At 72.5% G+C, this 25821-nt stretch carries 21 protein-coding genes and 1 riboswitch; of the genes, 12 read left to right on the top strand and 9 right to left on the bottom strand.

Annotated elements, in window-relative coordinates:
• Positions 1-8: 8 nt before the first annotated feature.
• Both JAO84_RS10320 and JAO84_RS10315 read right to left on the bottom strand, forming a co-directional pair.
• A complete protein-coding gene (locus JAO84_RS10320) occupies positions 9-1268 on the bottom strand; it encodes a prenyltransferase/squalene oxidase repeat-containing protein (RefSeq protein ID WP_370412433.1) in 1260 nt (419 codons plus the stop codon).
• 94 nt (positions 1269-1362) lie between these two features.
• Positions 1363-1441: riboswitch (cobalamin riboswitch) on the bottom strand.
• Positions 1442-1505: 64 nt separating this feature from the next.
• A complete protein-coding gene (locus JAO84_RS10315) occupies positions 1506-2582 on the bottom strand; it encodes an MBL fold metallo-hydrolase (RefSeq protein WP_370412431.1) in 1077 nt (358 codons plus the stop codon).
• A gap of 179 nt (positions 2583-2761) precedes the next feature.
• On the opposite strand from JAO84_RS10315, the gene JAO84_RS10310 reads away from it, so the two are divergent.
• The 3 genes from JAO84_RS10310 (at position 2762) to JAO84_RS10300 (ending at position 5069) form a co-directional block, all read left to right on the top strand.
• Complete coding sequence (locus JAO84_RS10310) at positions 2762-4222, top strand: aldehyde dehydrogenase (protein ID WP_370412429.1); 1461 nt, start codon at positions 2762-2764, stop codon at positions 4220-4222.
• Positions 4222-4455 carry a ferredoxin gene (locus tag JAO84_RS10305; RefSeq protein WP_370412427.1) on the top strand — a complete coding sequence of 78 codons (234 nt, stop codon included), beginning with the start codon at positions 4222-4224 and terminating at the stop codon, positions 4453-4455. Before JAO84_RS10310 ends, JAO84_RS10305 begins: the two co-directional genes overlap by 1 nt.
• Positions 4456-4550: 95 nt before the next feature.
• A complete protein-coding gene (locus JAO84_RS10300; RefSeq protein WP_370412425.1) occupies positions 4551-5069 on the top strand; it encodes a hypothetical protein in 519 nt (172 codons plus the stop codon).
• Between the two features lie 29 nt (positions 5070-5098).
• On the opposite strand, the gene JAO84_RS10295 is transcribed toward JAO84_RS10300, so the two are convergent.
• Positions 5099-5725: a TetR family transcriptional regulator gene (locus tag JAO84_RS10295; RefSeq protein ID WP_370412423.1), complete on the bottom strand. Its 627-nt coding sequence runs from the start codon at positions 5723-5725 to the stop codon at positions 5099-5101.
• A 218-nt stretch (positions 5726-5943) separates the two neighbouring features.
• Here JAO84_RS10295 and JAO84_RS10290 point away from each other — a divergent pair, with 218 nt between their 5' ends.
• The 4 genes from JAO84_RS10290 (at position 5944) to JAO84_RS10275 (ending at position 9806) form a co-directional block, all read left to right on the top strand.
• Positions 5944-7275 carry a glycosyltransferase family 4 protein gene (locus tag JAO84_RS10290; protein WP_370412421.1) on the top strand — a complete coding sequence of 444 codons (1332 nt, stop codon included), beginning with the start codon at positions 5944-5946 and terminating at the stop codon, positions 7273-7275.
• A 49-nt stretch (positions 7276-7324) separates the two neighbouring features.
• Entirely contained in the window at positions 7325-8065 is a 741-nt protein-coding gene (locus JAO84_RS10285) for a class I SAM-dependent methyltransferase (RefSeq protein ID WP_370412419.1), read from the top strand.
• The gene (locus JAO84_RS10280; protein WP_370412417.1) at positions 8062-9138 is read left to right on the top strand and encodes a prenyltransferase/squalene oxidase repeat-containing protein; all 1077 of its coding nucleotides are present in this window, start codon (positions 8062-8064) and stop codon (positions 9136-9138) included. The genes JAO84_RS10285 and JAO84_RS10280 overlap by 4 nt, the downstream gene beginning before the upstream one ends.
• A gap of 110 nt (positions 9139-9248) precedes the next feature.
• On the top strand, positions 9249-9806 hold the full coding sequence (locus tag JAO84_RS10275) for a hypothetical protein (RefSeq protein WP_370412415.1): 558 nt from the start codon (positions 9249-9251) through the stop codon (positions 9804-9806).
• Between the two features lie 23 nt (positions 9807-9829).
• On the opposite strand, the gene JAO84_RS10270 is transcribed toward JAO84_RS10275, so the two are convergent.
• The 3 genes from JAO84_RS10270 to JAO84_RS10260 all read right to left on the bottom strand — a co-directional run bounded on the left by JAO84_RS10270 (position 9830) and on the right by JAO84_RS10260 (position 12790).
• Positions 9830-10840: an LLM class F420-dependent oxidoreductase gene (locus tag JAO84_RS10270; protein ID WP_370412413.1), complete on the bottom strand. Its 1011-nt coding sequence runs from the start codon at positions 10838-10840 to the stop codon at positions 9830-9832.
• Between the two features lie 122 nt (positions 10841-10962).
• A complete protein-coding gene (locus JAO84_RS10265) occupies positions 10963-11823 on the bottom strand; it encodes a hypothetical protein (protein ID WP_370412411.1) in 861 nt (286 codons plus the stop codon).
• A 103-nt stretch (positions 11824-11926) separates the two neighbouring features.
• A complete protein-coding gene (locus JAO84_RS10260; RefSeq protein WP_370412409.1) occupies positions 11927-12790 on the bottom strand; it encodes an N-acetylmuramoyl-L-alanine amidase in 864 nt (287 codons plus the stop codon).
• Positions 12791-13188: 398 nt separating this feature from the next.
• Between JAO84_RS10260 and JAO84_RS10255 the strand changes: the two genes are divergently transcribed.
• Positions 13189-14787 (top strand): hypothetical protein, encoded by a 1599-nt coding sequence (locus JAO84_RS10255; protein WP_370412407.1) that lies wholly within the window; start codon positions 13189-13191, stop codon positions 14785-14787.
• A gap of 92 nt (positions 14788-14879) precedes the next feature.
• Here JAO84_RS10255 and JAO84_RS10250 read toward each other — a convergent pair whose 3' ends face one another.
• Positions 14880-15509 (bottom strand): class I SAM-dependent methyltransferase, encoded by a 630-nt coding sequence (locus JAO84_RS10250; RefSeq protein WP_370412405.1) that lies wholly within the window; start codon positions 15507-15509, stop codon positions 14880-14882.
• An 84-nt stretch (positions 15510-15593) separates the two neighbouring features.
• Here JAO84_RS10250 and JAO84_RS10245 point away from each other — a divergent pair, with 84 nt between their 5' ends.
• Positions 15594-16574 carry an alpha/beta hydrolase fold domain-containing protein gene (locus tag JAO84_RS10245; RefSeq protein WP_370412403.1) on the top strand — a complete coding sequence of 327 codons (981 nt, stop codon included), beginning with the start codon at positions 15594-15596 and terminating at the stop codon, positions 16572-16574.
• Positions 16575-16589: 15 nt separating this feature from the next.
• Here the strand turns inward: JAO84_RS10245 and JAO84_RS10240 are convergent, their stop codons facing one another.
• Positions 16590-17003, bottom strand: coding sequence for a DUF4259 domain-containing protein (locus JAO84_RS10240; RefSeq protein ID WP_370412401.1), 414 nt, complete (start codon positions 17001-17003; stop codon positions 16590-16592).
• Positions 17004-17094: 91 nt separating this feature from the next.
• Positions 17095-18021: an aldo/keto reductase gene (locus JAO84_RS10235; protein ID WP_370412399.1), complete on the bottom strand. Its 927-nt coding sequence runs from the start codon at positions 18019-18021 to the stop codon at positions 17095-17097.
• A 153-nt stretch (positions 18022-18174) separates the two neighbouring features.
• Between JAO84_RS10235 and JAO84_RS10230 the strand changes: the two genes are divergently transcribed.
• From JAO84_RS10230 to JAO84_RS10220, 3 genes are all read left to right on the top strand, one after another.
• The gene (locus JAO84_RS10230; protein ID WP_370412397.1) at positions 18175-20379 is read left to right on the top strand and encodes an acyl-CoA dehydrogenase; all 2205 of its coding nucleotides are present in this window, start codon (positions 18175-18177) and stop codon (positions 20377-20379) included.
• A 13-nt stretch (positions 20380-20392) separates the two neighbouring features.
• Positions 20393-21583, top strand: a complete 1191-nt coding sequence (locus JAO84_RS10225) for a lipid-transfer protein (protein WP_370412395.1) — start codon at positions 20393-20395, stop codon at positions 21581-21583.
• Positions 21584-22054: 471 nt separating this feature from the next.
• A complete protein-coding gene (locus JAO84_RS10220) occupies positions 22055-25732 on the top strand; it encodes a LamG-like jellyroll fold domain-containing protein (protein ID WP_370412394.1) in 3678 nt (1225 codons plus the stop codon).
• Positions 25733-25821 lie beyond the last annotated feature (89 nt).

Here is a 25821-nt window from a genome sequence, read left to right as displayed (position 1 = left end):
GTCCGTCCTCACTTCTTGTTGCGGCCGCTGAGCAGGAAGCCGATGCCGACGCCGACGACCATGCCGATGCCGATGATCCACCACAGGTCGAAGCCGCCCTCGTCCTCTGCGGCGCCCGCGGACGCCTTCGAGTTGTCGGGCGCCTTCGGCGCGGGGCCGGTGGCGTTCAGCTGCTCCAGGAGGTCGGTGCTGCCGAAGCTGCGCGGGTCGGTGTCCATCGCGTGCGCGGCGAAGACCAGCTGGGCGTAGGCGGCGGGGCCGGAGCCCTTGGCCCAGCTCGCGGCGTTCTTCTCCAGCCAGGCCAGGGAGCCGGTGGCCTCCGCCTTCGCCCCGGCGGCGGCGAGCGCCACGACGGCGTCGGCGGTGTTGCCGTAGTCGGGCAGCTCGGCGGCGCCCGCCTCGGCGCCCGGCATCGGCGGGGTGTTCAGGTGGCCGGTCTTCGCGAGCTGAGCGGCGAGGTAGGAGGCGCCGTTGAGCGCGGCCCGCTCCGGCGTCGGCTTCGGCAGGTCGGTGCAGGTCGGCTGCTGCTGGGGCTGGGCGCCGCGCGCGGTGATGCCCTTGCCGAGGCCGGCGAGGGTCGCGGCGGCGGTGGCGTCGGCGTTCGCGAGCAGCTTGCCGGCCTTGTCGGGCTGGTAGGCGAAGGCTCCCGCGCCGCCGTCCTTCACGGTGCAGGGGAGGGCGAAGGTGAGCAGCGCGTCGTACGGGTTCTTGCCGGCCGCGGACTTCACGTTGGCGGGCCGCTCACCGGCGACGACGAGCGCGTTGACGACGATCGAGGTGGAGTTGGCGTCGCTGGGGCCGCCGGGCGTGAAGCTCCAGCCGCCGTCCTTGTTCTGCACGCTCTTGAGCCAGGCCGCGCCCGCCCTCGCGACCTTGGCGACCTCCGCCGGGTCGGCGGACTGGCGCTCGACGGCGGCGAGCGCCTGCACGGCGACGGCGGTGGCGTTGCTGTCCAGCATGGTCTTGACGTCGCAGGCCTTGGCCGGCTCGGGGCGGTACGAGGCGAAGGCGCCGTTCGCGCACTGCTGGCCGAGCAGCCAGTCGACGGACTGGTCGGCGGGCTGGATGCCGGAGCTGCGCTGGGCGAGGAAGGCCAGCGACTGGCGCCAGACGCCGTCGTAGGTGGGGTCGGCCGTGCCGTAGAGCCCGGCCGGGATCTTGGCGGGGGAGGGGGTGGGCGAGGGCGCGGCGGCGGCCACTCCGGCGGCGGTGGTGCTGAGCACGGCACCGGCCGCGAGTGCGGCGGCGGCGCGGCGAACGCTGATCATGGGTCCCTCTCTGCGGGCACCGGACACCGGCACCCCGGGGGGCCAGCCTCCGGCGCCGTATTCCTCGACGGTGCCGGCGCTCACGTCCCGTACCGGGCGTTCCGACTCACCACCTCGACGCGACGGTGGCTCACGGTTGCGGGTCAGTGCCGGATTCCCACCGGCTTCCCCCTGTACGGGCATGACGACGACCGCCCACTTTACCGGCCGGGTGCTCGCCGCTCCCGGAGCCGTACGTCACACCGCCGCGTACGCCACCGGGTCCGTCCCCGGCACCGCTTCCGCCCGGCCCAGCTTCACCAGGCGCCGGACGTGGGCCTCGGCCTCGCTGACGGCGATGTTGCGGGAGCCGTGCGGGATGCGGTCCCAGGGGCGGTTCCACTCCATGCGCTCGGCGAGCTGCCAGGGGGTGAGGGGGGTGGCGAGGAGGGCGAGCAGGCCGGCGAGGCGCTCCTCGTGGTGGTCGAGGAGTTCGCGGACCCGGCCGGCGGCGTCGGCGAAGGCGTGCTGGTGGGCCGGCAGGACCTCGGCGACGCCGAGCCGGCCGATGCGTTCGAGGGAGTCGAGGTAGTCGCCGAGCGGGTCGGTCGCCGTGGCGTCGTCGGGGTCCTCGTACAGGCCGATGTGCGGGCTGATCCCGGGGAGGAGGTGGTCGCCGGAGAAGAGGCGGCCGTGGCCGGGCAGTCCGGCGGGGTGCGCCTCCTCCAGGTGGAGGCAGACGTGGCCGGGGGTGTGGCCGGGCGTCCACACGGCGCGCAGCCGGCGCCCGGCCAGGTCGAGCAGCTCGCCGGGGACGATCTCCCGGTCGGGCAGCGCGGACCGCAGCCCGGGCAGGGTGCGCATCCGCCCGCCGGCGGCCCGTGCGGCGCGCAGCGGCGCGAGATGCTCCTCGGGGGCGCCGACGGCGGCGAGCTTGCGGGCCAGGTAGTCGAGCCAGGTGCCGGGTGCGGACTCGCGAGTGCGGCGGACGACGGCGATGTCGGCGGCGTGCATGGCGATCCAGGCGCCGGACGCCTCGCGGACCTTGCCGGAAAGGCCGTGGTGGTCGGGGTGGTGGTGGGTGACGACCACCCCGTGCACCTCGCCGGGCGCGAGTCCGAGCGTCCCGAGCCCGGCGGTGAGTTCGGCCCAGGACTCGGGGTCGTCCCACCCGGTGTCGACGAGCACGGGACCGCGGTCGGTGTCGACGACGTGCACCAGGGTGTGCCCGAGGGGGTTGTCGGGGATGGGCACCCGCAGGGACCAGACGCCTCCGCCGTGGGCGATGACCTGTTCGCTGGGCGCGGGCTCGGGATCGGGCTCGGGCTCGGTCATGGGGCCTCGTCTCTCCACGGCGGTACGGAGCTTGGTTGACCGAGGCCACTATAACGAGAACTGACGAACTGTCAGCCGGTCGGTGCCGCGTCTGGTCAAGCAGAACTAGAACTGGTATCAGTTCTGAAACGCAGTCAGATTCTGGAGTCGGCGTGCGGCCCCCAGGGAGGCAGTCGGTCATGACCGAGCTTGTGGAGCACGGAAAACTGTTCATCGGCGGCGAGTTGACCGACCCGCTCGGCAGCGAGGTCATCGAGGTGATCTCCCCGCACACCGAGGAGGTCATCGGGCGCGTCCCGCACGCCTCCGCGGCCGACGTCGACCGGGCCGTCGCCGCCGCGCGCCGCGCCTTCGACGAGGGGCCGTGGCCGCGTACGACGCTGGAGGAGCGGATCGAGGTCGTCTCGCGGATCAAGGACGCCATCGCCGTCCGCCACGAGGAGATCGCCCGCTCGATCAGCGCGCAGAACGGCTCGCCGTACTCCTGGTCCGTCCTCGCGCAGGCGCTCGGCGCGATGATGGTGTGGGACTCGGCGATCCACGTCGCCCGGGCGTACGCGTACGAGGAGCGCCGCCCCGGCGTCCTCGGGCCGCTGCTCGTGCGGCGCGAGCCGGTCGGGGTGGTCGCGGCCGTCGTGCCGTGGAACGTGCCGCAGTTCACCGCCGCCGCCAAGCTCGGGCCCGCGCTGCTCGCCGGCTGCACCGTGGTCCTCAAGCCCTCGCCGGAGTCGCCGCTCGACTCGTACATCCTCGGCGAGATCGCGGCCGAGGCCGGGCTCCCGGAGGGGGTGCTGTCGATCCTGCCCGCGGACCGGGAGGTCAGCGAGTACCTGGTCGGGCACCCCGGCGTCGACAAGGTCTCCTTCACCGGCTCGGTCGCGGCCGGCAAGCGCGTGATGGAGGTCGCCTCCCGCAACCTCACCCGGGTCACCCTCGAACTCGGCGGCAAGTCCGCCGCGGTCGTCCTGCCGGACGCCGACCTGGCGGCCACCGTCGCCGGCATCGTCCCGGCCGCGTGGATGAACAACGGGCAGGCCTGCGTGGCCCAGACCCGCATCCTCGCCCCCCGCTCCCGCTACGACGAGATCGCTGAGGCCTTCGCCGCCGCGGCCGGCGCGCTCGTGGTCGGCGACCCGCTCGACCCGGCCACCCAGGTCGGCCCGCTGGTGGCCCGGCGCCAGCAGCAGCGCTCGCTCGACTACATCGGCATCGGCCAGGCGGAGGGCGCCAAGGTGCTCACCGGCGGCGGCCGCCCGGCCGGCCTGGAGCGCGGCTGGTACGTGGAGCCGACGCTCTTCGGCGACGTCGACAACACGATGCGGATCGCCCGCGAGGAGATCTTCGGGCCGGTGATCTGCCTCCTGCCGTACGGGGACGAGGCGGAGGCGCTGCGGATCGCGAACGACTCCGACTTCGGCCTGTCCGGCAGCGTCTGGACCGGCGACGTGGAGCACGGCATCGACTTCGCCCGCGGGGTCCGCACCGGCACCTTCAACGTCAACACCTTCAGCCTCGACATGCTCGGCCCCTTCGGCGGCTACAAGAACAGCGGCCTGGGCCGGGAGTTCGGCCCCGAGGGCCTGTCCGAGTACCTGGAGCACAAGATGATCCACCTTCCGGCCGGCTACGGGGAGGCGTGATGGGCGACCGCTGGCACGTGGAGGTCGACCGCGGCGTCTGCATCGGCTCCGGCATGTGCGTCAACCACGCCCCGGACGCCTTCCGCCTCGACACCGCCCGCCAGTCCCACCCGCGCGATCCCGAATCGGACGCGAACGAGCGGGTGTTGGCGGCGGCGGAGGGTTGCCCGGTGGAGGCCATCTCGATCGCGCTCGCGGACGGCGGCGAGCCCGTGTTCCCGCCCGAGGAGTAGGGCCCGTTCCCTTATGCAAAACTACTGCCTTGGTCACGGGGGCAAGAGGCCTTCGTCCGCACTTGTTTGGGAGAATTGTGCGCAAGGCGAAGTGGGTGGCCGCGGCTGCCGGTGTGGTGTTGCTGGTGGCGGGCTGCGGGAGCAACGGCGGGTCGGACGACGCGGGTTCCGGCGGCTCGTCCTCGGCGGGCGCGGCTTCGGCCGGGGCGAGCGGGGGTTCGGGTGCGGGTGGCGGCGAGGAGCTGTCGGCGGACGACGTGAAGCAGGAGATCGAGACCGCCGCGACCGGCGCCGGGCTCCAGCAGGACGCCAAGGCCGACCAGGTGCCGGCCGGCACCGAGCAGTGCATGGTCATGTGGAACGCCGACGGCAAGAAGGCCGCCGACCCGAAGAAGTCCTACGACGAGACGGTCGCCGCCCTCGGCAAGGAGGGCTGGCAGACCGGCCAGAGCATCGACCAGGCCGGCACCACCATCAAGAGCCTCAGCAAGGGCACCTGGATGCTGAAGGCGCACAACATGGGCGCGCTCAAGCTGGTGATGTTCATCGCCACCGACGCCAAGCCCGCCTGCGCGGAGGCGCTCAAGGTCGCGGGTCCGCCGAAGACCTCCTGAGCCTCCGGAACCTGCCGCACCTGCTGTTCTCAGCCGCGCCCGCGCCCCTTCGGGGGCTCGGGCGCGGTCAGCTCGATCAGCCGGCAGACCGTCTCGATGTCGATCTTCACCTGTGCGATCGACGCCCGCCCCGACAGCCAGGTGATCAGCGCCGAGTGCCAGGTGTGCTCGATCACCCGCACCGCCGACAGCTGCTCCGGCGTCGGGTGCTCCGTCCCCATCGCGTCCAGGATGATCGCCGTCGTCAGCCGCGAGACCGTGTCCACCTCGGGGCTCACGCTGCGGTCCGCGAAGGTCAGCGCCCGCACCATCGCGTCGGCGAGCTGCGGCTCGCGCTGCAGCGCCCGGAAGGCCCGCATCAGCGTCTCGGCCACCCGCTGCGCCGGGTCGTCGCCGGCCGGCGGGCGCTTGCGGAGGGTCGTGTGCATGTGCTGGAGCTGGTCCTGCATGGTGGCGACCAGCAGATGGATCTTGGACGGGAAGTAGCGGTAGAGCGTGCCGAGCGCCACTCCGGCCGCCTCGGCGACCTCCCGCATCTGGACGGCGTCGAAGCCGCCGCGCCCGGCCAGCTGCGCGCTGGCGCTCAGGATGCGCCGCCGGCGGGCCTCCTGGCGTTCGGTCAGGGGCGGCGACGCTGGTCTGTCTTCCACGCTCATGAGGTCCCGTTCCGTGCGGTGCCGTGCGGTGGCGGAGCGTCAGTATGGGCCCGGCCGCCGCCGTGGCGCGAATCACCTGTTCCGGATCTCGCGACGAAGCTACCTGCCGGTAGATTCTGTGCTCCTCGAAGGATCGAGGATGATCAAGTCTGTAACTTGTTCTAGATTAGCGCGGGCGGTTACGCTCCCGCGAAAAGCACGCTCGAAGGGGGTCCCAGTTGACCGCGGAGGCCATAGAGGCAAGCCCCCGACAGGGTGCCGGCCCGGGCGGTGACCGTCCGTTGCGGATCGCTCTCCTCACGTACAAGGGGAATCCGTTCTGCGGCGGCCAGGGCGTCTACGTCCGCCACCTCTCCCGCGAGCTCGCCCGCCTCGGCCACAGCGTGGAGGTCATCGGCTCCCAGCCGTACCCCACCCTCGACGAGGGCGTCCCGCTCACCGAGATCGCCAGCCTCGACCTCTACCGCCAGCCCGACCCCTTCCGCACGCCGAAGCGCGAGGAGTACCGGGACTGGATCGACGCCGTCGAGGTCGGCACCATGTGGACCGGCGGCTTCCCCGAGCCGCTCACCTTCTCGCTCCGCGCCCGGCGCATGCTCGCCGCCCGCCGCGGCGCCTTCGACGTCGTCCACGACAACCAGACCCTCGGCTATGGACTCCTCGGCGGCCCGCGCGCCCTCGGCGCCCCGCTGGTCACCACCATCCACCACCCCATCACCGTCGACCGGCAGCTCGAACTCGACGCCGCCGCCGACTGGAAGCGCCGCGCCTCGGTCCGCCGCTGGTACGCCTTCACCCGCATGCAGAAGCGGGTCGCCCGCCGGCTGCCCTCCGTGCTCACCGTCTCCGGCACCTCGCGCCAGGAGATCGTCGAGCACCTCGGCGTCCGCGAGGACCGCATCAAGGTCGTCCACATCGGCGCCGACACCGACCTGTGGTCGCCCGACCCGTCCGTCGCCGAGGTCCCCGGCCGGATCGTCACCACCTCCAGCGCCGACGTCCCGCTCAAGGGCCTCGTCTACCTGATCGAGGCGCTCGCCAAGCTCCGCACCGAGCAGCCCGACGCGCACCTCGTCGTCGTCGGCAAGCGCGCCGAGGACGGGCCGGTCGCCCAGGCCATCGAGCGGTACGGGCTCGACGGCGCCGTCCGCTTCGTCAAGGGCATCAGCGACGCCGAGCTCGTCGACCTCTACCGCTCCGCCCAGGTCGCCTGCGTCCCCTCCCTCTACGAGGGCTTCTCGCTGCCCGCCGCCGAGGGCATGGCCACCGGCACCCCGCTGGTCGCCACCACCGGCGGCGCCATCCCCGAGGTCGCCGGACCCGACGGCGAGACCTGCCTCGCCGTGCCGACGGGCGACGCGGGGGCGCTGGCCGTGGCGCTCGGCCGGGTCCTGGGCGACCCCGAACTGCGCACCCGCCTCGGCCGGGCGGGCCGCGCCCGGGTCCTCGACCGCTTCACCTGGGCCCGCGCCGCCCAGGGCACCGCCGAGCTGTACCGCGAGGCGATCGCGGGCGCGCCCCGCGCCCGCGCCGCGGCCACCCGCTCCTGAACGATCGCGCCCCCCACGCCCCCGTAGCAGCCCCTGAAAGGCAGACGCCGTGCTGACCGTCGACTTCACCCGCTTCCCGCTCGCCCCCGGCGACCGCGTGCTCGACCTGGGCTGCGGCGGGGGCCGGCACGCCTTCGAGTGCTACCGGCGCGGCGCCCAGGTCGTCGCCCTCGACCAGAACGGCGAGGAGATCCGCGAGGTCGCCAAGTGGTTCGCCGCCATGAAGGAGGCCGGCGAGGCCCCGGCCGGGGCGTCCGCCACCGCGATGGAGGGCGACGCGCTCAACCTGCCCTTCCCCGACGAGTCCTTCGACGTCGTCATCATCTCCGAGGTCATGGAGCACATCCCGGACGACAAGGGCGTGCTCGCCGAGATGGTCCGGGTCCTCAAGCCCGGCGGCCGGATCGCGATCACCGTCCCGCGCTACGGCCCCGAGAAGGTCTGCTGGGCGCTCTCCGACGAGTACCACGAGGTCGAGGGCGGCCACATCCGCATCTACAAGGCGGACGAGCTGCTCGGCAAGATGCGCCAGGCCGGCCTCAAGCCGTACGGCACGCACCACGCCCACGCGCTGCACGCCCCGTACTGGTGGCTCAAGTGCGCCTTCGGCGTCGACAACGACAAGGCGCTGCCGGTCCGCGCGTACCACAAGCTGCTGGTCTGGGACATCATGAAGAAGCCGGCCGTGACCCGGGTCGCCGAGCAGCTGCTCAACCCGGTCGTCGGCAAGAGCTTCGTCGCCTACGCGACCAAGCCCCACCTTCCCAAGGTCGAGGCCGACGCCAAGTGACCTCTCCCGAGCGGATCGCGGAGCACCTGGTGCTCCCCGGTGTCCTCAGCGCCGAGCAGGCCGCCGCGACCGTCGCCGGCATCCTCGCCGTCCAGCGCGAGGACGGCGCCATACCGTGGTTCCGCGGGCACCACCTGGACCCGTGGGACCACACCGAGGCCGCCATGGCCCTGGACACCGCCGGCGAGCACGAGGCCGCACGGCGGGCGTACGAGTGGCTGGCCCGGCACCAGAACGCCGACGGCTCCTGGTACGCCGCCTACCAGGACGGCGACCCCGACGACGTCACCGACCGCGGCCGCGAGACCAACTTCGTCGCGTACATCGCCGTCGGCGTCTGGCACCACTATCTGTCGACCGGCGACGACGCCTTCCTCGACCGCATGTGGCCGGTCGTCTACGCGGCCGTCGAGTTCGTCCTCGGACTCCAGCAGCCCGGCGGGCAGATCGGCTGGAAGCGCGAGGCCGACGGCACGCCGGTCACCGACGCGCTGCTCACCGGCAGTTCGTCGATCCACCAGGCGCTGCGCTGCGCCCTCGCCATCGCCGAGGAGCGCGAAGAGCCGCAGCCCGACTGGGAGTTGGCGGCGGGCGCGCTCGGCCATGCCATCCGCAGCCACCCGGAGCGCTTCCTCGACAAGTCCCACTACTCGATGGACTGGTACTACCCGGTGCTCGGCGGCGCGGTCACCGGCGCGGCGGCGAAGGCCCGGATCGACGAGCACTGGGACGCCTTCGTCGTGCCCGGCCTCGGCGTGCGCTGCGTGCTGCCCAACCCCTGGGTGACCGGCGGCGAGAGCTGCGAACTCGCCCTCACCCTCTGGGCGATGGGGGAGTCCGACCGGGCCCTGGAGATCCTCGCCTCCATCGGGCACCTGCGGGCGGAGAACGGCAACTACTGGACGGGTTACGTCTTCGAGGGCAACCGCGCGGTCTGGCCGGAGGAGCAGACCACCTGGACCGCCGGTTCGCTGCTGCTCGCCGTGGCGGCGCTCGGCGGCGAGGAGGCCACGGTCGCGGTCTTCGGCGGCGAGCGGCTGCCCCGCGGCCTGGAGCCCGACTGCTGCGGTTAGGCCCGGCCCTTCCTGGTCTCTCCGACCCGTTCACCCTCCTGGCGGACCCCGGGTGCGCGCCCCGCGCCCCCGGGTGAGGCTGGCGCCACAGTCCCCTGGGAGGTCTCACCGTGCCACGTCTCCTACGCGCGCGCCGCGCCGTCGTCGCCCTCTTCCTGTCGGGCGCGCTCCTCGTGACGACCGCGGCCTGCGGCGGCGACAGTACGCAGACCATGACGACCGGCGCGAACGACACGCCGACCGCCTCGGCCAGCTTCGAGCAGCAGAAGCTGGCCAAGACCCGGTTCGTGGCGAACGCGGGCCTCGCAGCCGGCGCCACGTACCAGTGGATCATCAAGCCGTACCGCGCGGGCAAGTTCAAGAAGGGCGCCGACGGCCGCACCTTCGCCCTCGTCAAGGCCGGCCTCGCGGGCGCCTTCACCTACAACCGGCTCAAGGCCGCCGTGAACAACGCCAAGGGCGACCCGCTGCTGTCGAAGGCGGTGGCGCCGCTCAGCGCCGGCATCGAGTCGCTGAAGAGCCTCGGGACGAAGCTGCGCAAGGGCGAGGTGACCGACGCGGACGTCGGCTCCTTCGAGAGCGTCATCAACGGCGTGAAGGACGCGGGGAAGAGCGCCGGCGCCGAGGTCGTCGACAAGGTGCCCAGCGCCTCCCAGCTCAGCGGCTGAGACTGGCCGAGACCGTCCGGGTCTCAGGTGTTCAGCTCCGCGAGCGTACGGAGCGTCTCCGGGTCCGGTGCCGTGACCAGCAGGTCCGTCACCGGGCCCTTCCGCCATTCCGCGAGCCGTTCCGCGATCCGCTCCCGCGGCCCGACCAGCGAGATCTCGTCGGCGAAGGCGTCCGGCACGGCGAGCACCGCCTCCTCCCGCCGCCCCGCCGCGAACAGCTCCTGGATGTGCCGCGCCTCCGCCTCGTACCCCATGCGCCCCATCAGGTCCGCGTGGAAATTGCGGGCCGCGTGACCCATGCCGCCGATGTAGAAGCCGAGCATCGCCTTCACCGGCAGCAGCCCGGCCGCGACGTCCTCGCACACCTGGGCCCGCACCATCGGCGCCACGGTGAAGTTGTCGGGGAGGGCGTCCGGCAGCGCGTACACCTCGGCCCAGCGGGTGGGCGACCAGTAGAGCGGCAGCCAGCCGTCGGCGATCCGCAGCGTCTGCGCGATGTTCTTGGGGCCCTCGGCGCCCAGCAGCACCGGCAGATCCGCCCGCAGCGGGTGGGTGATCGGCTTGAGCGGCTTGCCGAGCCCGGTGCCGTCCGCGCCGCTGTACGGGTGCGGGTGGTAGCGCCCGTCGAGCGCGACGGGCCCCTCGCGGCGCAGCACCTGCTTCACCACGTCCACGTACTCGCGGGTCGCGGTGAGCGGCGAGCGCGGGAAGGGGCGCCCGTACCAGCCCTCGACGACCTGCGGCCCGGACAGCCCGAGCCCGAGGATCATCCGCCCGCCCGACAGATGGTCCAGGGTGAGCGCGTGCATCGCGGTGGCGGTCGGGGTGCGCGCGGCCATCTGCGCGACGGCGGTGCCGAGCCGGATCCGCGAGGTGTGGGCGGCGATCCAGGTCAGCGCGGTGAAGGCGTCGGAGCCCCAGGCCTCGGCCGTCCACACCGAGTCGTAGCCGAGCTCCTCGGCCTCGCGGGCGAGGGCGAGGTGGGCGGGGGAGGGGCCGCGTCCCCAGTAGCCGAGGGCGAGTCCGAGTCGCATGCCGCGCCGCCTTTCTGACGTATCGTCAGATCTTTGGGTCGGTGCGCACTGTACGCCGACGGCCCCCGGCCCGGAAGAGATCCGGGCCGGGGGCCGTCGGGCGAGTGAACCGAAAGGGGGCGTCAGCCGCGCTGGATGCCGGTGGTGTCCTGCAGCACACCGCGGCGGCCGTCCTGGGTCTGCGCGATCAGCGCCTGACCGCGCTGCTCGACCGCCAGGTACCAGGCGCCGGGCGCCAGCTCGGCGATCGGCGCGGCCGAGCCGTCCTCCGCGTACAGCGGGCGGGCCGCCGGGACGGCGAACCAGAACGGGGCGAAGTCCCCGGCCGGAGCCGGTGCGGCGGTCTGTGCCTGCTGCGGGGCGGCGTCCTGCGGACCGGGGGCCGGGGCCGGCTGCGGCTGGGCGCCGTACGGCTGGCCGCCACCGAGCGACGGGTCGGGCTGCGCGCCGTACGGGGCCTGCTGGGCGCCCGGGTAGCCGTAGCCACCGGGGACGCCGGGCTGACCCGGCTGGCCGGGCTGCATGCCGTACGGCTGCGGGGTGGGCGGCTTCGGCGCACCGACCAGCGGGGCCTGCAGGGCCGGGACCAGCGGGCCCGCGATCGCGCCGGCGGCACCCGCGAGGGAGGCGATCAGGCCGAGGACCAGACCGGCGCCGACGTTCGAGGACTCGAAGACCCACATCAGGATGGTCCACGCGGAGGCCACGCTGAAGGCCGCGCCGACCTGGCCGAGCTCCAGGCCGGCCACCTTGCGCGGCTGCGGCAGCGCGCGCGAGAGCACCACGAGGGCGGCGCCGGCGATGCCGAGCAGGAAGGAGCCCCAGCCGAGCGGCGACACCTCCCACGAGAACGCCGCGTCGAAGGAGTCGCAGTAGTTGCCCGGCGCGTCACAAGCGGAGATGCCGAGGAACGAGGCGATGAACAGCACCACCGCTGCGCCGATCAGCACGCCATCGCCTCGGGTGAGGGAGCGGATATTCACGTAAGAAGTCCTTCGTCGGGTCGTCTCGTCGGGGTGGCGCGAAGCACGGGGGGCGCCCCATCGTACGGAGCGAATCTATCGTTCGCCCGATCGCTCCTCGGTCCTACCCCTGGAGGTAGGCCCCGATGCCGTCCGCGATCCCCTGCGCCGCCTTCTGGCGCCACGCTGCGTCGGTCAGCAGCGCGGCGTCCTTCGGATCACGCATATTGCCGCATTCGAGGAAGACCTTGGGAACGGTTGAGAGATTGAGACCCCCGAGATCGTCACGCACGTCCAACCCGGTGCCGGATCCGATGTAGTTGGCGGGGTTTGAACCGGTGGCACGGGCGAACCGTGTGACGAGCTTCTCGCCGAGGGTACGGGACGGGCCGACGATCTTCGCGGTGTCGGCGCCCCCGCCGCTCACCCGTGCGGGCAGGATCACATGGAAGCCGCGGTTCCCGGCGGCGGAGCCGTCGGCGTGCACGGAGATCGCGGCGTCGGCCTTCGCGGTGTTCCCGGCCCGCGCGCGCTCGTCGATGCAGGGCCCGTACGGGCGCTCGCCGTCGTGCACCAGGATCACCGTCGCGCCCTGCTTCTTGAGGAGATCGCGAAGACGGTGTGAAACATCGAGGGTGAAGGCTGCCTCGGTGTAGCCGGCGTTCGTGGAGGTGCCGGTGGTGTCGCACTCCTTACGAGTGGTCCCGATGTTCACCTTCTTGTTGATTTCCGCGGTATGCCGGAAGTTTCCCGGATTGTGCCCCGGGTCGATGACGACCGTCCGCCCGGCGAGCGGCAGCGCGGGCGAGGGGGTGGGCGCCGCACTGGGCGTGGTGGCCGGCGTGGCGCCGGGGGCGGCCTTGGCGTCCGCGGTACGGGTGGCCTGCGGCGACGACGCGGCGGACCCGCCGCACCCGGTCAGGGTCAGGGCCAGCGGCAGGCCGAGGGGCAGGGCGAGCGCGAGGAGCTTCCGGTGGGCGTACGGCACCCCGCGACTGTAGGCGCTCCGGAGCCGGAAAGCCCGCAGCGGAACCGAACGAGGGCCGCGTGTGTGAGAGGTGGGTGAAGGGTAGGTGGGGGAGATCGCCGAGCCGCCTCGGTGCCCGTACGGGACCCCGACGGGACCCCGACGGGGCGCAAGGGCGACCGCTGCGCGACCATGAGACGAACCGTCAGACGCTTCAGCCGCACGACCACGAGGGGGGACCTGTGGCCGGGGAAGAACACGACCACCACGGCACCACCGGGAGACATCCGTCACCTTGGGAGTACACCGGCCCGGGCTCGGGACAGGTGCCGGACCCGAGACGGCCACATGACGCTTCGGAGCCCCAGGACGCCCGGCCGCCGGTGCCGGACCCCCGGGTCGCGCCTGAGGCGGGTCAGGTGCCTCCGCCGCCCGCGCACCCGCCGGTGTACGGCACACCGCAGCCGACCGTGCAGCTCGGCGCCATGCCCGGTGCGGGGGCCGGGTTCGCGCCCGTGGAGCCGCCCCCGCCGCCGCAGCCCTGGCCGGCCGCCGTGGCCGCCGCGCTGCTCAACCTCTCCGGCCTCGGCCTCGGGTATGTCGTCCTGCGCCAGTGGATCGGCGCCGTCGTCTGCTGGGCGGCCACCGTCGCGCTGATCGTCGCGGTCCTGCCCGCCGACCCCGACGGCATCCCGGCCGGCGTCCTCGTCGCGTACGGCGCCTTCGTCGTCCTCGCCGCCCTGGACGTGCTGCGCCGCGCCCGCCGCACGCCGCTCGCGCCCTGGGCCTCGGCCCGGCAGGGCCTCGTCCTGCCGCTGGCGCTCGTGCTGTTCGCGGTGCCGGTGGGCGGCGGCTTCGCGTACGGCGCGGCGCGCGACGAGGCGCGGGAGCAGCGGCTCCTGGAGCAGCTCGCCGCCGCCGACAAGCTGGTGAAGGACTCCGAGGGCCAGAGCTTCACCAGCGCCGAGGCCACCTACCGCTCCGCCCTCGACACGTACCAGCGGATCGGTTCGGAGCACGCCGGCTCGCGCGCCGGGAAGCTCGTGCCCGACCGCCTCCAGGCGTACTACAAGTCGGTCTCCGCCCCGTACGCCAAGAAGGACTACTGCCGCGCCGTCCCCGCCCTGCAGCATCTGCGGGAGCTGCCCGGCCGGGTCGACAAGGCGCTGCTCGGCACTCTCGTCGGCCGGGCCGACGAGCCGCTGGCGGAGTCCTGGTTCGAGTGCGGTACGCGGAGCGTCGGCATGACCGGTCAGGAGAAGTCGTCGGCCGACCACCTCAACGCCCTGATGAGCACCTTCCCGCAGTCGCCGTTCGCGGCGAAGGTCGAGCCGACGCTGCGCGAGGTGCTGCGGGCCCGGGACAAGTCGGTGGGCGTCGCGCCCTGCGACACGGCCGCGGAGCTGCGCCGGATCGACACCACGGTCGGCCTGCTGCCGTCGGCGGCGTTCGCCTCGTTCGGGAAGGACGTGGGCCGGTCGATCCAGCGCGGTGACTTCGCGTGCGGTGTCGACCAGTTCAAGAAGAAGGAGTTCACGGAGGCGCTCGCGACGATGAACGAGTACGTCAAGGCGTACCCGTCGAGCCCGCAGACCCCGCAGGCCCGCAACATCGCGATCGCCGCCGAGATCGCGGAGGAGACCCCGGCCGCCGGCAACAAGGTCCCCTCGGCCGCCACCGCCGACGGCTCCGGCATGGTGATGGTCATCAGCAACGACGGCCCGAGCGCGGTCGAACTCCTCTACACCGGACCGGTCACCGGCCGCATCACCCTCCCAGCCTGCGGCAGCTGCAAGACCTACCCGGGGATCATCGTCCCCAAGGGCGGCAACAAGCCCTGCACCGGCCCGTCGTCCAAGTACCCGAAGCGGACCCTGACGCTGCCCCCGGGCAACTACCAGATGCTCCAGAAGCGGGACAGCACGCGCAGCTCGGCCGAGGTGAAGAAGGGCAGCACGACCAAGATCGAGTCGGGCTACAGCTACACCAACTGTCTGTACGTGACGTCGCTGTACTAGCTGTACTAGCTGCACCAGGTGTATTGGCGGCGGAGACGCGAGAAGGGCCCGGACGCTCGGCGTCCGGGCCCTTCTCGCGTCCTCGGCCGCGGTCAGCGGCGGCGCAGCACCCGGAGCGAGTCCGTGACCGAGATCTCCTCGAAGTCGCCGGACTCCAGGGCGCGCAGATAGATGCGGTACGGGGCCTGGCCGCCGTCCTCCGGGTTCGGGAACACGTCGTGGATCACCAGGACGCCGCCGGGCGCGACCTTGGGCGCCCAGCCCTCGTAGTCGCCCGAGGCGTGCTCGTCCGTGTGACCGCCGTCGATGAACACGAAGCCGAGCTGCCCGCCCCACACCGCCGCGACCTGCGGCGAACGCCCGACGACCGCGATCACATGCTCTTCGAGTCCGGCCTTGCGCAGGGTGCGCCGGAAGGTCGGCAGCGTGTCCATCACGCCCACCTCGGGGTCCACCACGGTCGGGTCGTGGTACTCCCAGCCCGGCTGCTGCTCCTCGCTGCCCCGGTGGTGGTCCACGGTGACGGCGACCGTCCCGGCCGCCCTCGCCACGTCCGCGAGCAGGATCGTCGAGCGCCCGCAGTACGTGCCGACCTCGAGCAGCGGCAGCCCGATCCCGGCCGCCTCCGTCGCCGCCGCGTACAGGGCGAGCCCTTCCTTCACCGGCATGAAGCCCTTCGCGGCCTCGAAGGCGGCGAGGATCTCGGGGGTCGGCTCGGACATGCTGGCTCCTACTGACGAGTACGGACGTACGGGCGCCCATCGTGCCCTACGGGCCGCACACGGACCAGCGGCTACGATCGCGCGATGGGCATGAGCAGGCGGGGCGGCGGGCCGCCGACGCCCTTCGATCCGGAGGTGCGCGCCGTCGTCGAGGCCCGGGGCGCGGGGCGGCGGGAGCCGATGACCGCGGCGAACCTGGCCGAGCGGCGGGCGCGGGACGCGGCGTCCCGGCCGCGGCCGACGGCCGAGGAGCTGAGGGACGGCGGACGGTTCGAAGTGGCGGAGCTGCGGACGCCCGGGGTGACCCTGGTGAGCGCGCGGCAGGCCGGGCTCGGCGGGCCGCTGCCGCTGCTGTACTACCTGCACGGCGGGGCGATGGTGATGGGCAACGCCTGGTCCGTCCTGCCGACGGTGCTGCGGGAGTGGGCCGAGCCGCTCGGCCTCGCGGTGCTGTCGGTGGAGTACCGGCTCGCGCCGGAGGCGTCGTATCCGGCGGCCGTGGAGGACGCGTACGCGGGGCTGGTGTGGGCGGCTGGGCACGCGGCGGAACTGGGCGTGGACCCCGGCCGGTTCGTCATCGGCGGCAAGAGCGCGGGCGGTGGCCTGGCGGCGGCCCTCGCGCTGCTCAACCGGGACCGGGGCGGGCCGCCCGTCCTCGGCCAGATGCTGCTGTCGCCGATGCTGGACGACCGCATGGACACGTACTCCGCCCACCAGATGTCGGGTGTCGACGTCTGGGACCTCACCTCGCACACGACGGCCTGGCAGGCTCATCTGGGCGCGCTGTACGGCGCGCCGGACACGCCCCCTTACGCGGCGCCGGCCCGCGCCACGGACCTGACGGGGCTGCCCCCGGCGTACGTCGAGGTCGGCTCGGCGGAGATGTTCCGCGACGAGGGCGTGGCCTACGCGAACGGGCTCTGGCGGGCCGGGAGCCAGGCCGAGCTGCACGTCTGGCCCGGCGCCTGCCACGGCTTCGACGGCCTCGCCCGCCACGCCGCCCTCACCCGCACCGCCCGCGCCGCCCGGACCGACTGGCTCCGCCGCCTCCTGGCCGCCGGCTAGGCGCCGGCTAGGAGGCTAGGCGGCGCCCGCCGCCGCAAGCACCGCGCGCAGCCGCAGCATCCCCGCCTTCCACTCCGCGCCGTCCGACTCCTCCCACAGTTCAAGGAGTTCGGACGGCTCGGTGAGGATCCGGTCGAGCGCCTCCACGGCCGCGGGGCGGAGCGCGGCCGGGAGCGGCGGTATCGGCTGCTTCGGGGCGTACGAGGTCGTCACCGGGTCTCCGCCCGGGCACTGGGCGGCGACCAGGGCCGCGGCGGCGACGGCCTCGACCGCCTGGTCGGCGTCCAGGTACTCGTCGCCGACGCCGGTCACCTCGTGGAACGCGGTCAGGAGCACCCCGGCCCGCTGCTCCTCCGGCGCCTCGTCCACCGTGTACGAGAAGTCCGCGGCGGTGTCGTTGTCGAAGGGTCCGATGTCCCAGGTGCCCATGGCGTGTCTGCTTTCCGAGGTCGGTCCGGACGGCCGGTGCGGCCGCTGCTCCGCATCGTGGCACCCGCCACTGACAACGCCCCCGTACTCCCTACGCCTGCTCGCCGCCGATCCGGTCCAGGAGCCGCAGTTCGTCCTCGTCGAGCCGCAGCGCGCCCGCCGCGACGTTGTCCACGAGGTGGTCCGGGTCGCCCGTGCCCGGGATGGCCAGGACGTGCGGGCCCTGGTGGAGGATCCAGGCGAGCCGGACCTGCGCCGGCGAGACGCCGTGGGCGCGGGCGACGGCGAGGACCTCGTCGTGCTCGGTGCGGGCGACGGCGCCGGACTCGCGGCCCCGGCCGGCCACGGAGAAGAACGGCACGAAGGCGATGCCGTGCGCCGCGCACGCGTCGAGCACCGCCCGCGCCCCGCTCGGCGCGCCGATGCCGAAGGGGTTCTGCACGCACACCACGGGCGCGATCGCCCGGGCCTGGTCCAGGTGTTCGAGGCGCGCGTTGGAGATGCCGAGCCGGCGGACGAGGCCCGCCTCCCGGAGTTCGGCGAGCGCGCCGAAGTGCTCGCTGACGTCCGGCTGGCTCATCACCCGCAGGTTCACCAGGTCGAGGTGGTCGCGGCCCAGCTGCCGCAGATTCTCCTCCACCTGGCCCCGCAGCTGGTCGGGCCGGGCCGAGACGGCCCACTCACCCGAGGCGTCGCGAGCCGGGCCGACCTTGGTGGCGACGACGAGGTCGTCGGGGTACGGCGCGAGGGCGGAGTTGATCAGCTCGTTGGCGGAGCGCAGCCGCGAGAAGTAGAAAGCGGCGGTGTCGATGTGGTTCACGCCGAGTTCGAGCGCCCGCCGCAGTACGGCGAGAGCCTGGCCGCGGTCGCTCGGCACGCCCTCGTGGAAGGCGGCGCTGCCGGTCAGGCGCATCGCGCCGAAGCCCATCCGGTGGACGGTGAGGCCGTCGAGCGACCAGCTGCCGGCGTCGGCCGCGGAGACCGTGCCCGTACGGGTGCCCGTGCGCGAGGACGTCATCAGTTCCTGAACTCCGTTCGAGGGGGGCGAGGAGAGAGGGGCCCGAGAAGTGGCGGGCGTCGGATCCTACGGGAGGGCGCCGCGAGCACCCTTGCCGCCCCGACTTCGTGGCTGACCTTCCGTCAGATTGAAACGTGTTCTAGTCTGCGCGGCATGGGCATCGCCATCACGCACGAACAGCGGGAGCTCGCCCGATCCGTCCGCGGCTGGCTCACCCGCGCCGTACCGCCGGAGCAGATCCGCAAGCACCTCGACCTCCCCGAACTCGCCACCACCCGCCCCGCCTTCTGGGCCGGCGCCGCCGCGCAGGGGCTGCTCGGGGCGCACCTGCCCGAGGAGTACGGCGGCGGGGGCGGCGACCTCGTGGACCTGGCCGTGGTCCTGGAGGAGGCCGCGCGGGCCGTGCTGCCCGGGCCGTACCTCCCGAGCGTCCTCGCCGCCGAACTGCTGCACCGCGCCGGCCGCGGCGAGGAGGCCGCGTCCGTCGCCGCCGGCGAGCGGACCGCCGCCGTCGCGCTCTCCGCCGGAACCCTCACCGCCGCGCCCTCGCACACCGCCGACGGCCTCGTCCTCGACGGCCTCGCCCCGCCCGTCCTCGGCGCCGCCTGCGCCGACCTGGTGCTCCTGCCCGCGCGGGCCGTGCACGGGACGGTGTGGCTCGCCGTCGACGCCGGCAACCTCGCCGTACGCCCCCAGGCCTCCGCCGACCCCACCCGGCCGACCGCCGAGGTGCGCGCCGACGGCGTCCTCGTGCCGGCCGGGCGCGTCCTCGGCCTCACCTCCGCGGCCGTCCGCGACCTCGCCGCCGTGCTCTTCGCCGCCGACGCCTGCGGCACCGCCGCCCGCGCCCTCGACACCGCCGCCGAACACGCCCGCACCCGCGTCCAGTTCGGCCACCCCATCGGCCGATTCCAGGGCGTCAAGCACCTCTGCGCCGACATGCTCGTCCGCCTCGAACAGGCCCGCGCCCTCACCTGGGACGCCGCCCGCGCCGCACGCGAGGAGCCCGGCGGACGGCCGACCGGCGCGCCCGACGCCGTACGGTCCCTGACCGCCGCCCTCGCCGCCGCGACCGCGCTCGACGCCGCGTACACCGTGGCCAAGGACTGCATCCAGATCCTCGGCGGCATCGGCTTCACCTGGGAGCACGACGCCCATCTGCTGCTGCGCCGCGCCCTCGTCGCCCGCCAGCTCCTCGGCGGCGGCGACACCCACCGGCTCGCCGCCGTCGGCCGCGCCGCCGCCGGCACCCGGCGCGAACTGCGGCTCGAACTCCCCGCCGAGGCCGAGGAGTTCCGTGCGGCCGCCCGCGCTGCCCTCGCGCCCGCCGCCGGACTCGACCCGCACGCCGCCCGCAAGGCCCTCGCCGCCACCGGCTACACCGCGCCGCACCTCCCGGAGCCGTACGGCCTCGGCGCGGGTCCGGTCCAACAGCTGGCCGTACAGCGGGAGATGGCGGCGGCCGGCATCCGGCTCAGCCCGCTGTCCATCGCCACCTGGGTGATCCCCTCCCTCCTCGCGTACGGCACCCCCGAGCAGAAGGAACGGCATCTGCCGCCCACCCTGCGCGGCGAACAGCAGTGGTGCCAGCTCTTCTCCGAACCCGAGGCCGGCTCCGACCTGGCCTCCCTCCGTACTCGCGCCGAGCGGCGGGAAGACGGCACCTGGCGGATCAACGGGCAGAAAGTGTGGACGAGTTCGGCCCACACCGCCGACTACGGCATCCTCCTCGCCCGCACCGACCCCGACGCACCCAAGCACCGCGGACTCACCTACTTCGTCGTCGACATGAAGAACACCCCCGGCATCGACGTGCGCCCGCTGAAGGAGATCACCGGGGAATCCCTCTTCAACGAGGTGTGGTTCGACGACGCCGTGCTCCCCGCCGACGCCGTCGTCGGCGCGGTGAACGACGGCTGGCGGGTCGCCCGCAACACCCTCGGCAACGAACGCGTCCACATGGCCGACCAGGTCGCCTTCGACACCGGCCTGGAGGCGCTGATCGCCGCCGCCGGCGACGACACGGCCGACACCTCCGTACGGGTCCGGGTCGGCGCCCTCGTCGCCGAGGCGCACGCCCTCGCCTGCCTCGGCCTGCGCACCACCCTGCTCCAGGTGTCCGGGCTCGAACCCGGCCCCGGCGCCAGCGTCCGCAAGCTCGTCCAGACCGTCCACCAGCAGAAGACCGCCGAACTCGCCCTCGAACTCCTCGGCCCGGCGGGCGCGGTGGCCGAGGGCGCGGGCGAGCGGGCCGTGCACGGAGTGCTGATGTCGCGCTGCCTCACGATCGCGGGCGGCACCACGCAAGTACAGCTCAATGTCGTCGCCGAGCGTCTGCTCGGCCTCCCGAAGGACTGAGGGGGAATCGGAAATGGGCAAGGCGTACATCGTCGGCGTCGGCATGACGAAGTTCGAGAAGCCGGAGACCCGCGACTGGCAGTACTGGGACATGGTGAAGGAGGCCGGCACCGCCGCCCTGGCCGACGCCGGCATCCCGTACGGCCTCGTCGAACAGGTCCCGGTCGGCTACTGCTTCCAGGCCTCGACCGCCGGACAGCGCGCCGCCTACGAGCTCGGCCTGACCGGCGTGCCCGTCTACAACGTCAACAACAACTGCGCCACCGCCTCGACCGCCCTGATGATGGCCCGGCAGTTCGTGGAGGGCGGGATCGCGGACTGCGTGCTCGCGCTCGGCTTCGAGAAGATGGCGCGCGGCGCGCTCGGCGGCGGTTCGGACGGAGGGGACTTCAAGACGTCCCCCGTCGCCCGGCACTACGGGATCATGGCCGCCGGACACGGCTTCGAGATGACCCCGCCCACCGCCCAGATCTTCGGCAACGCGGCCCGCGAACACATGGAGCGGTACGGCACGACCGAGGTCCAGCTCGCGGCCGTCGCCGCCAAGAACCACCAGCACTCCTCCCGCAACCCCAACGCCCAGTTCCAGGACGTCTACACGGTCGACGAGATCCTCGCCGCCAAGACCATCCACCGCCCGCTCACCAAACTCCAGTGCTCGCCCACCTCCGACGGCTCGGCCGCCGCCGTCGTCGTCTCCGAGCGCTTCGTCGACGCCCACGGGCTGCGCGACCGGGCCGTCGAGATCGCCGGCCAGGCGATGACGACCGACACCGACGAGTCCTTCGCCTCCGGCTCCTGCATCGACGTCGTCGGCCGCCCCATGTCGCGGGCGGCGGCCCGGCAGGTGTACGAGACCTCCGGACTCGGCATCGAGGACGTGGACGTGATCGAGCTGCACGACTGCTTCTCGATCAACGAACTCCTCACCTACGAGGCGCTCGGCATGTGCGAGGAGGGCGCCTCCGGCAAGCTCGCCGAGTCCGGCGCCACCACCTACGGCGGCCGCTGGGTCGTCAACCCCTCCGGCGGCCTCATCTCCAAGGGCCACCCCCTCGGCGCCACCGGCCTCGCCCAGGCCGCCGAACTCGTCTGGCAACTTCGCGCCGAGGCGGGCCCGCGCCAGGTGCCGGGCGCCCGGGTCGGCCTCGCGCACAACATCGGGCTGGGCGGCGCTGCGGTGGTGACGATGCTGCGGAGGTGATGAAATGCCCGAGCCCTACTGTGTGATCTCGCTCACGAATCATGCTGCCAAGGTGTGAACACGTTGAGTTGCGCAAGCGGAATGAGACAGCCCGGTACGCGAAGTCCATTTCGAGAGAAGTAGAGGTTTATTGCGTGAAAAAGTCGATGCTCATCGGAACTTCATATTCCGTTACTGATGAGACGTCGAGTCGCCGACCGTGACAGTACGCAACCGTCGGGGCGCGGGCGGGTGGGACGTGTCGATTTCGGGCATGTCTCGATTTCCCCAGCTCACAGGGCTGATGCTGTGCGGCCCGCCGTGAAGTTAACTCCTTGACTCCCCTGGAGCGATGGCATTGGGTGACTGCCCTCTGTGTTCTTGCGATAACTAGGGGTGGGGATGGTGAAGAGACGGGGGACACCTCGGCGTGCCCGCAGAGCGACTCTTGCCTTGTCGGTACTGACCTTGGCACTGGGGCTTCCTGTGCCTGTGGCGCAGGCCGCCGGTGTTCCGGCGGAGACGCCGACGGCACAGACAGAGGTCGAGGAAGGTCGCCGCGCGCTGGCCGAGGCGAAGAAGACGGGCCGGCGCGTGGAGGTGCAGGAGGGACGCTCGGAGCGGACCACCACGTACGCCAATCCGGACGGCTTCACCTTCACGCTGGAGGAATCGGCGGTTCCGGTGCGCGTGGCCAAGCCGGGCGGGGGCTGGCAGGCGCCGGACGCCACGCTCGAGCGCAGGGCGGACGGTTCGGTCGGACCCAAAGCGGCGTCGGCCGCGATGACCTTCTCCGGAGGAGGCAAGGAGAATCCGCTGGTCGCGCTCACGCGCAACGGCCGCTCCCTGGAACTGTCCTGGCCGGGCAAGCTGCCGGTCCCGGAGCTCGACGGACCGAGCGCCGTCTACCGTGAGGTCCTCCCGGACGTCGACCTGAAGGTGACGGCGACCGTCGAGAGCTTTCAGGAGGTCCTGGTAGTCAAGACGCCCAAGGCGGCGGCGAACCCGGCGCTCAAGCGGCTCACCTTCGGTCTCGAAACCGAGGGCCTTTCCGTACGCCGAGGTGCCGCCGGCAACTTCGACGCTGTGGACGGCAACGGCAACACGGTCTTCCAGGCGCCACCGGCGCAGATGTGGGACTCGGCGGGCAAGGCCGCCGAGGCACAGCACACCAAGCAGTCCCGGCAGAACGCCCTTCTCGCCGACGGCAAGAACCAGGCGGCGCCGCGGGCCGGCCAGGAGGACGCGCCGAGTACTCGGCGGGACACGTCCGAGACCGCGGCTTCCGGCACCGGTGTGGCGCCCGGACAGGGAGACAACGTCCGCCACGTCGACGTGAAGCTGATGGACGACAGCCTGTCGGTCGTACCGAACACGCGGATGCTGGCGGAAACGAACGCCGGCCACTTCCCGCTCTTCATCGACCCGACGGTGGGCTGGGGTGCCGCCACGCGCACCGCGCTGCGATCCGACGACCAGGTGGCCTCGTACGGCTGGGGCAACGGTGCGGACAACCTCGGCATGGGTATGGGCAAGTGCGGTAGCTGGGGCGGCGCCTACTGCGGCCCCGGCTATGTGCAGCGCCTGTACTTCCAGTTCACGCCCGACGTGCTCAAGGGCAAGCGGGTCCTGGACGCGACCTTCCGAGTGACCGAACCCTGGGCGTTCCAGTGCGATCCGCGCGTGGTCCAACTGGTGCGCACCGACAACTTCTCCTCGTCCACCAGGTGGCCCACGCGCCCCGTGGAACGTGACTGGCTGACCGAGGTCAACGTCTCCGCCGGGCGAGGCTCCTCATGTGACGAGTACTCGGCAACAGCGCCCATCGAATTCCGCGACGACCCGCACCAGAGCTGGCAGAACCTGACCCCGACCGTGCGGGACTTCGCAGCGGGGAAGTTCTCCCGGCTGACCTTCGAACTCCGGGCCAAGGAAGAGAGCGACCCGAGCGCCTGGAAGCGTTTCAGGAACGACGCCACCCTGGCCGTGACCTATGTCGCCTACCCGGCCAAGCCGACGAATGCCGGCCTCGTCACCGGTACCGCTCCGGTCTGCAGCACGAACCCCGATGCACCGACGATCATCTCCGACCCGAGGCCCACGCTGACCTCCACGCCGCAGACCGCGGCGGGCAGCGAGGTCGGGGCGAAGCTGCACGCCTGGTTCCGGATCGAAACGAAGGCGGCGGACGACACCTGGTCCGGCTCTGGCATCAGCAGTCCCACCGGCACCAACTTCATCGGCGACAACGTCAAGGCGACGGCCAAGTGGGGCACGTCCCTGCCTGAGGGCCCGCTGCACCGTTTCGCCTCTCTCACGCAGGTGTTCCAGGACAACAGCAGCTACTCGCAGTCGTCCGGCTACACCAACTGGTGCTACTTCAAGGTCGACACGACGGCCCCCAAGGCGCCGACGATCACGTTCAAGAGCCCCTATGTGGAGTGCGTGGACGCCGACAACTGCCCGGAGGCGGGCGCTCCTGGGGTGACCGGAAGCTTCGGCTTCGGCCCCGCGGAGAACGACACCAACAACAAGGCATACGAGTACCGGCTCACCGGAGGTACGTGGCGCACCGCGACCGGAGCCACGGCAACCGGGTACGTGACTCCGCTCAACAAGGGCACGTACACGCTGGAGGTGCGCGCAGTGGACACCCTCGGGCGTCCCGGCGAGCCCAGGACCGTGCAGTTCAAGGTTTCGGACGGCGAAGCACCCGTCGGCCGCTGGAGCTTCACCGAGGAATCCGGCCCGGCTCTCGACAGCGCTCCGAACGGCGGCGCGGCCGACGCCACCCTGACCGGCGCCGTGACGCGCGACGACCGCGGCCGCCGGGGGCTCATCACCCATGACAAGGACGGCCTGCCGCTGGACTCGCCGGTGACGGACAAGGGCCTCGCGTTCACGGGCGCCAACGGTTACGCCTCCACCGCCGGACCGGCGGTACAGACCGGTTCCTCCTACACCGTCTCCGCCTGGGTCCGGCTTGAGGACGGCAACACCAACTACACCGCGCTCTCGCAGGACCCGGTCCTGTCCGGCGGCTGGTACAGCGCCTTCTACCTCGGCTACCGGGCCGATTCGAAGACCTGGGAGCTTCGCACGTCGCCCAAGGACGCCGCGGACGGCGACATCAGCAACCAGATCGTGAAGGCGAAGCAGCCTGCGGCCATCGGCGTCTGGACTCACCTCGCGGCCGTCTACGACAACGCGGCCCAGGACAACACGGCCAAGCAGATCGAGCTGTACGTCAACGGTGAGCTCCAGGGAACGCACGTGGTTGCTCCCTCGTGGACGTCCACCGGCAGGTTTCAGATCGGCCGTGCGTGGTGGCGTGGCGCGTATTACGACCAATGGAAGGGCTCCATCGACGAGGCCGCGGCGTGGCAGCGGGCTCTGAAGGCCCCGCAGATCGCCGATGAGGCCCGGGCGACGCTGCCCGGTGGCTTCCAGGCCGCAGAGCTGGTCGCCGACTGGTCCGCTGCCGGTGCTTCCGGCAGCACGGTGCCGGACATCGCTTCGGGCTACGGCCGGACGTTGACGCTCGAGGGGGGTGCGCAGGCGACAGCCGACGGGATCGATCTCTCCGCTACCAATGGCATGGACGGCGCGGCCACGGCCTCCGGCCCGCTGGTGGACGACCAGGGGTCGTTCACGGTGTCGACCGCGGTCGCCCTGGACGGTGCCAAGATCCTTGCGAAGGGCAACGGCTACGTGGGGCAGGTGGTCGGTCAGCGAACCGCGAACGGTTCTTCTTGGGGCCTGTGGTTCAAGGTGACGGGCACGAAGGTCATTTCCCTTGACCCTGACGATCCGGAACCGGCCCCGGACAGGACCAAGACGGTGCCCGTCGGTTTCTGGCAATTCGGGCGGCTCAATGCCGATGGGACGTTCGACTCCGTGGAGTCGACCGAGGAAGCGGCTCTCGACAGCACCGTTCGGTTGACGGGTGTCTTCGACGCCCAGGACAAGACGATCTGGCTGCGCGTCGGAACCGCGGTCCAGGGCGACAAGGAGTTCACCGCTCTCGTCGGCTCCGGCGAGTTCGCCGTCGGCAAGGGCATGACCGGCGGGGCCTGGAAGCACTTCCTGCCGGCGCAGGTCTCCGACGTACGCGTCTGGGTTGGCGCCATGAAGGCCGAGGATCAGATCGAGGCACAGATCGGCTCCTGAACGAGCCCCATGAACAGAGTCGGGTGGTACCGCCTTCCGCGGTGCCACCCGACCGCTCTCCGGCGTCCTGCGGGGCCTCGGAGCATCAC

This window comes from Streptomyces fradiae, assembly GCF_041270065.1.
GTDB lineage: Bacteria > Actinomycetota > Actinomycetes > Streptomycetales > Streptomycetaceae > Streptomyces.
The sequence above is the reverse complement of the archived record's forward strand: the minus strand, read 5'-3'. Positions and strand labels throughout refer to the sequence as shown.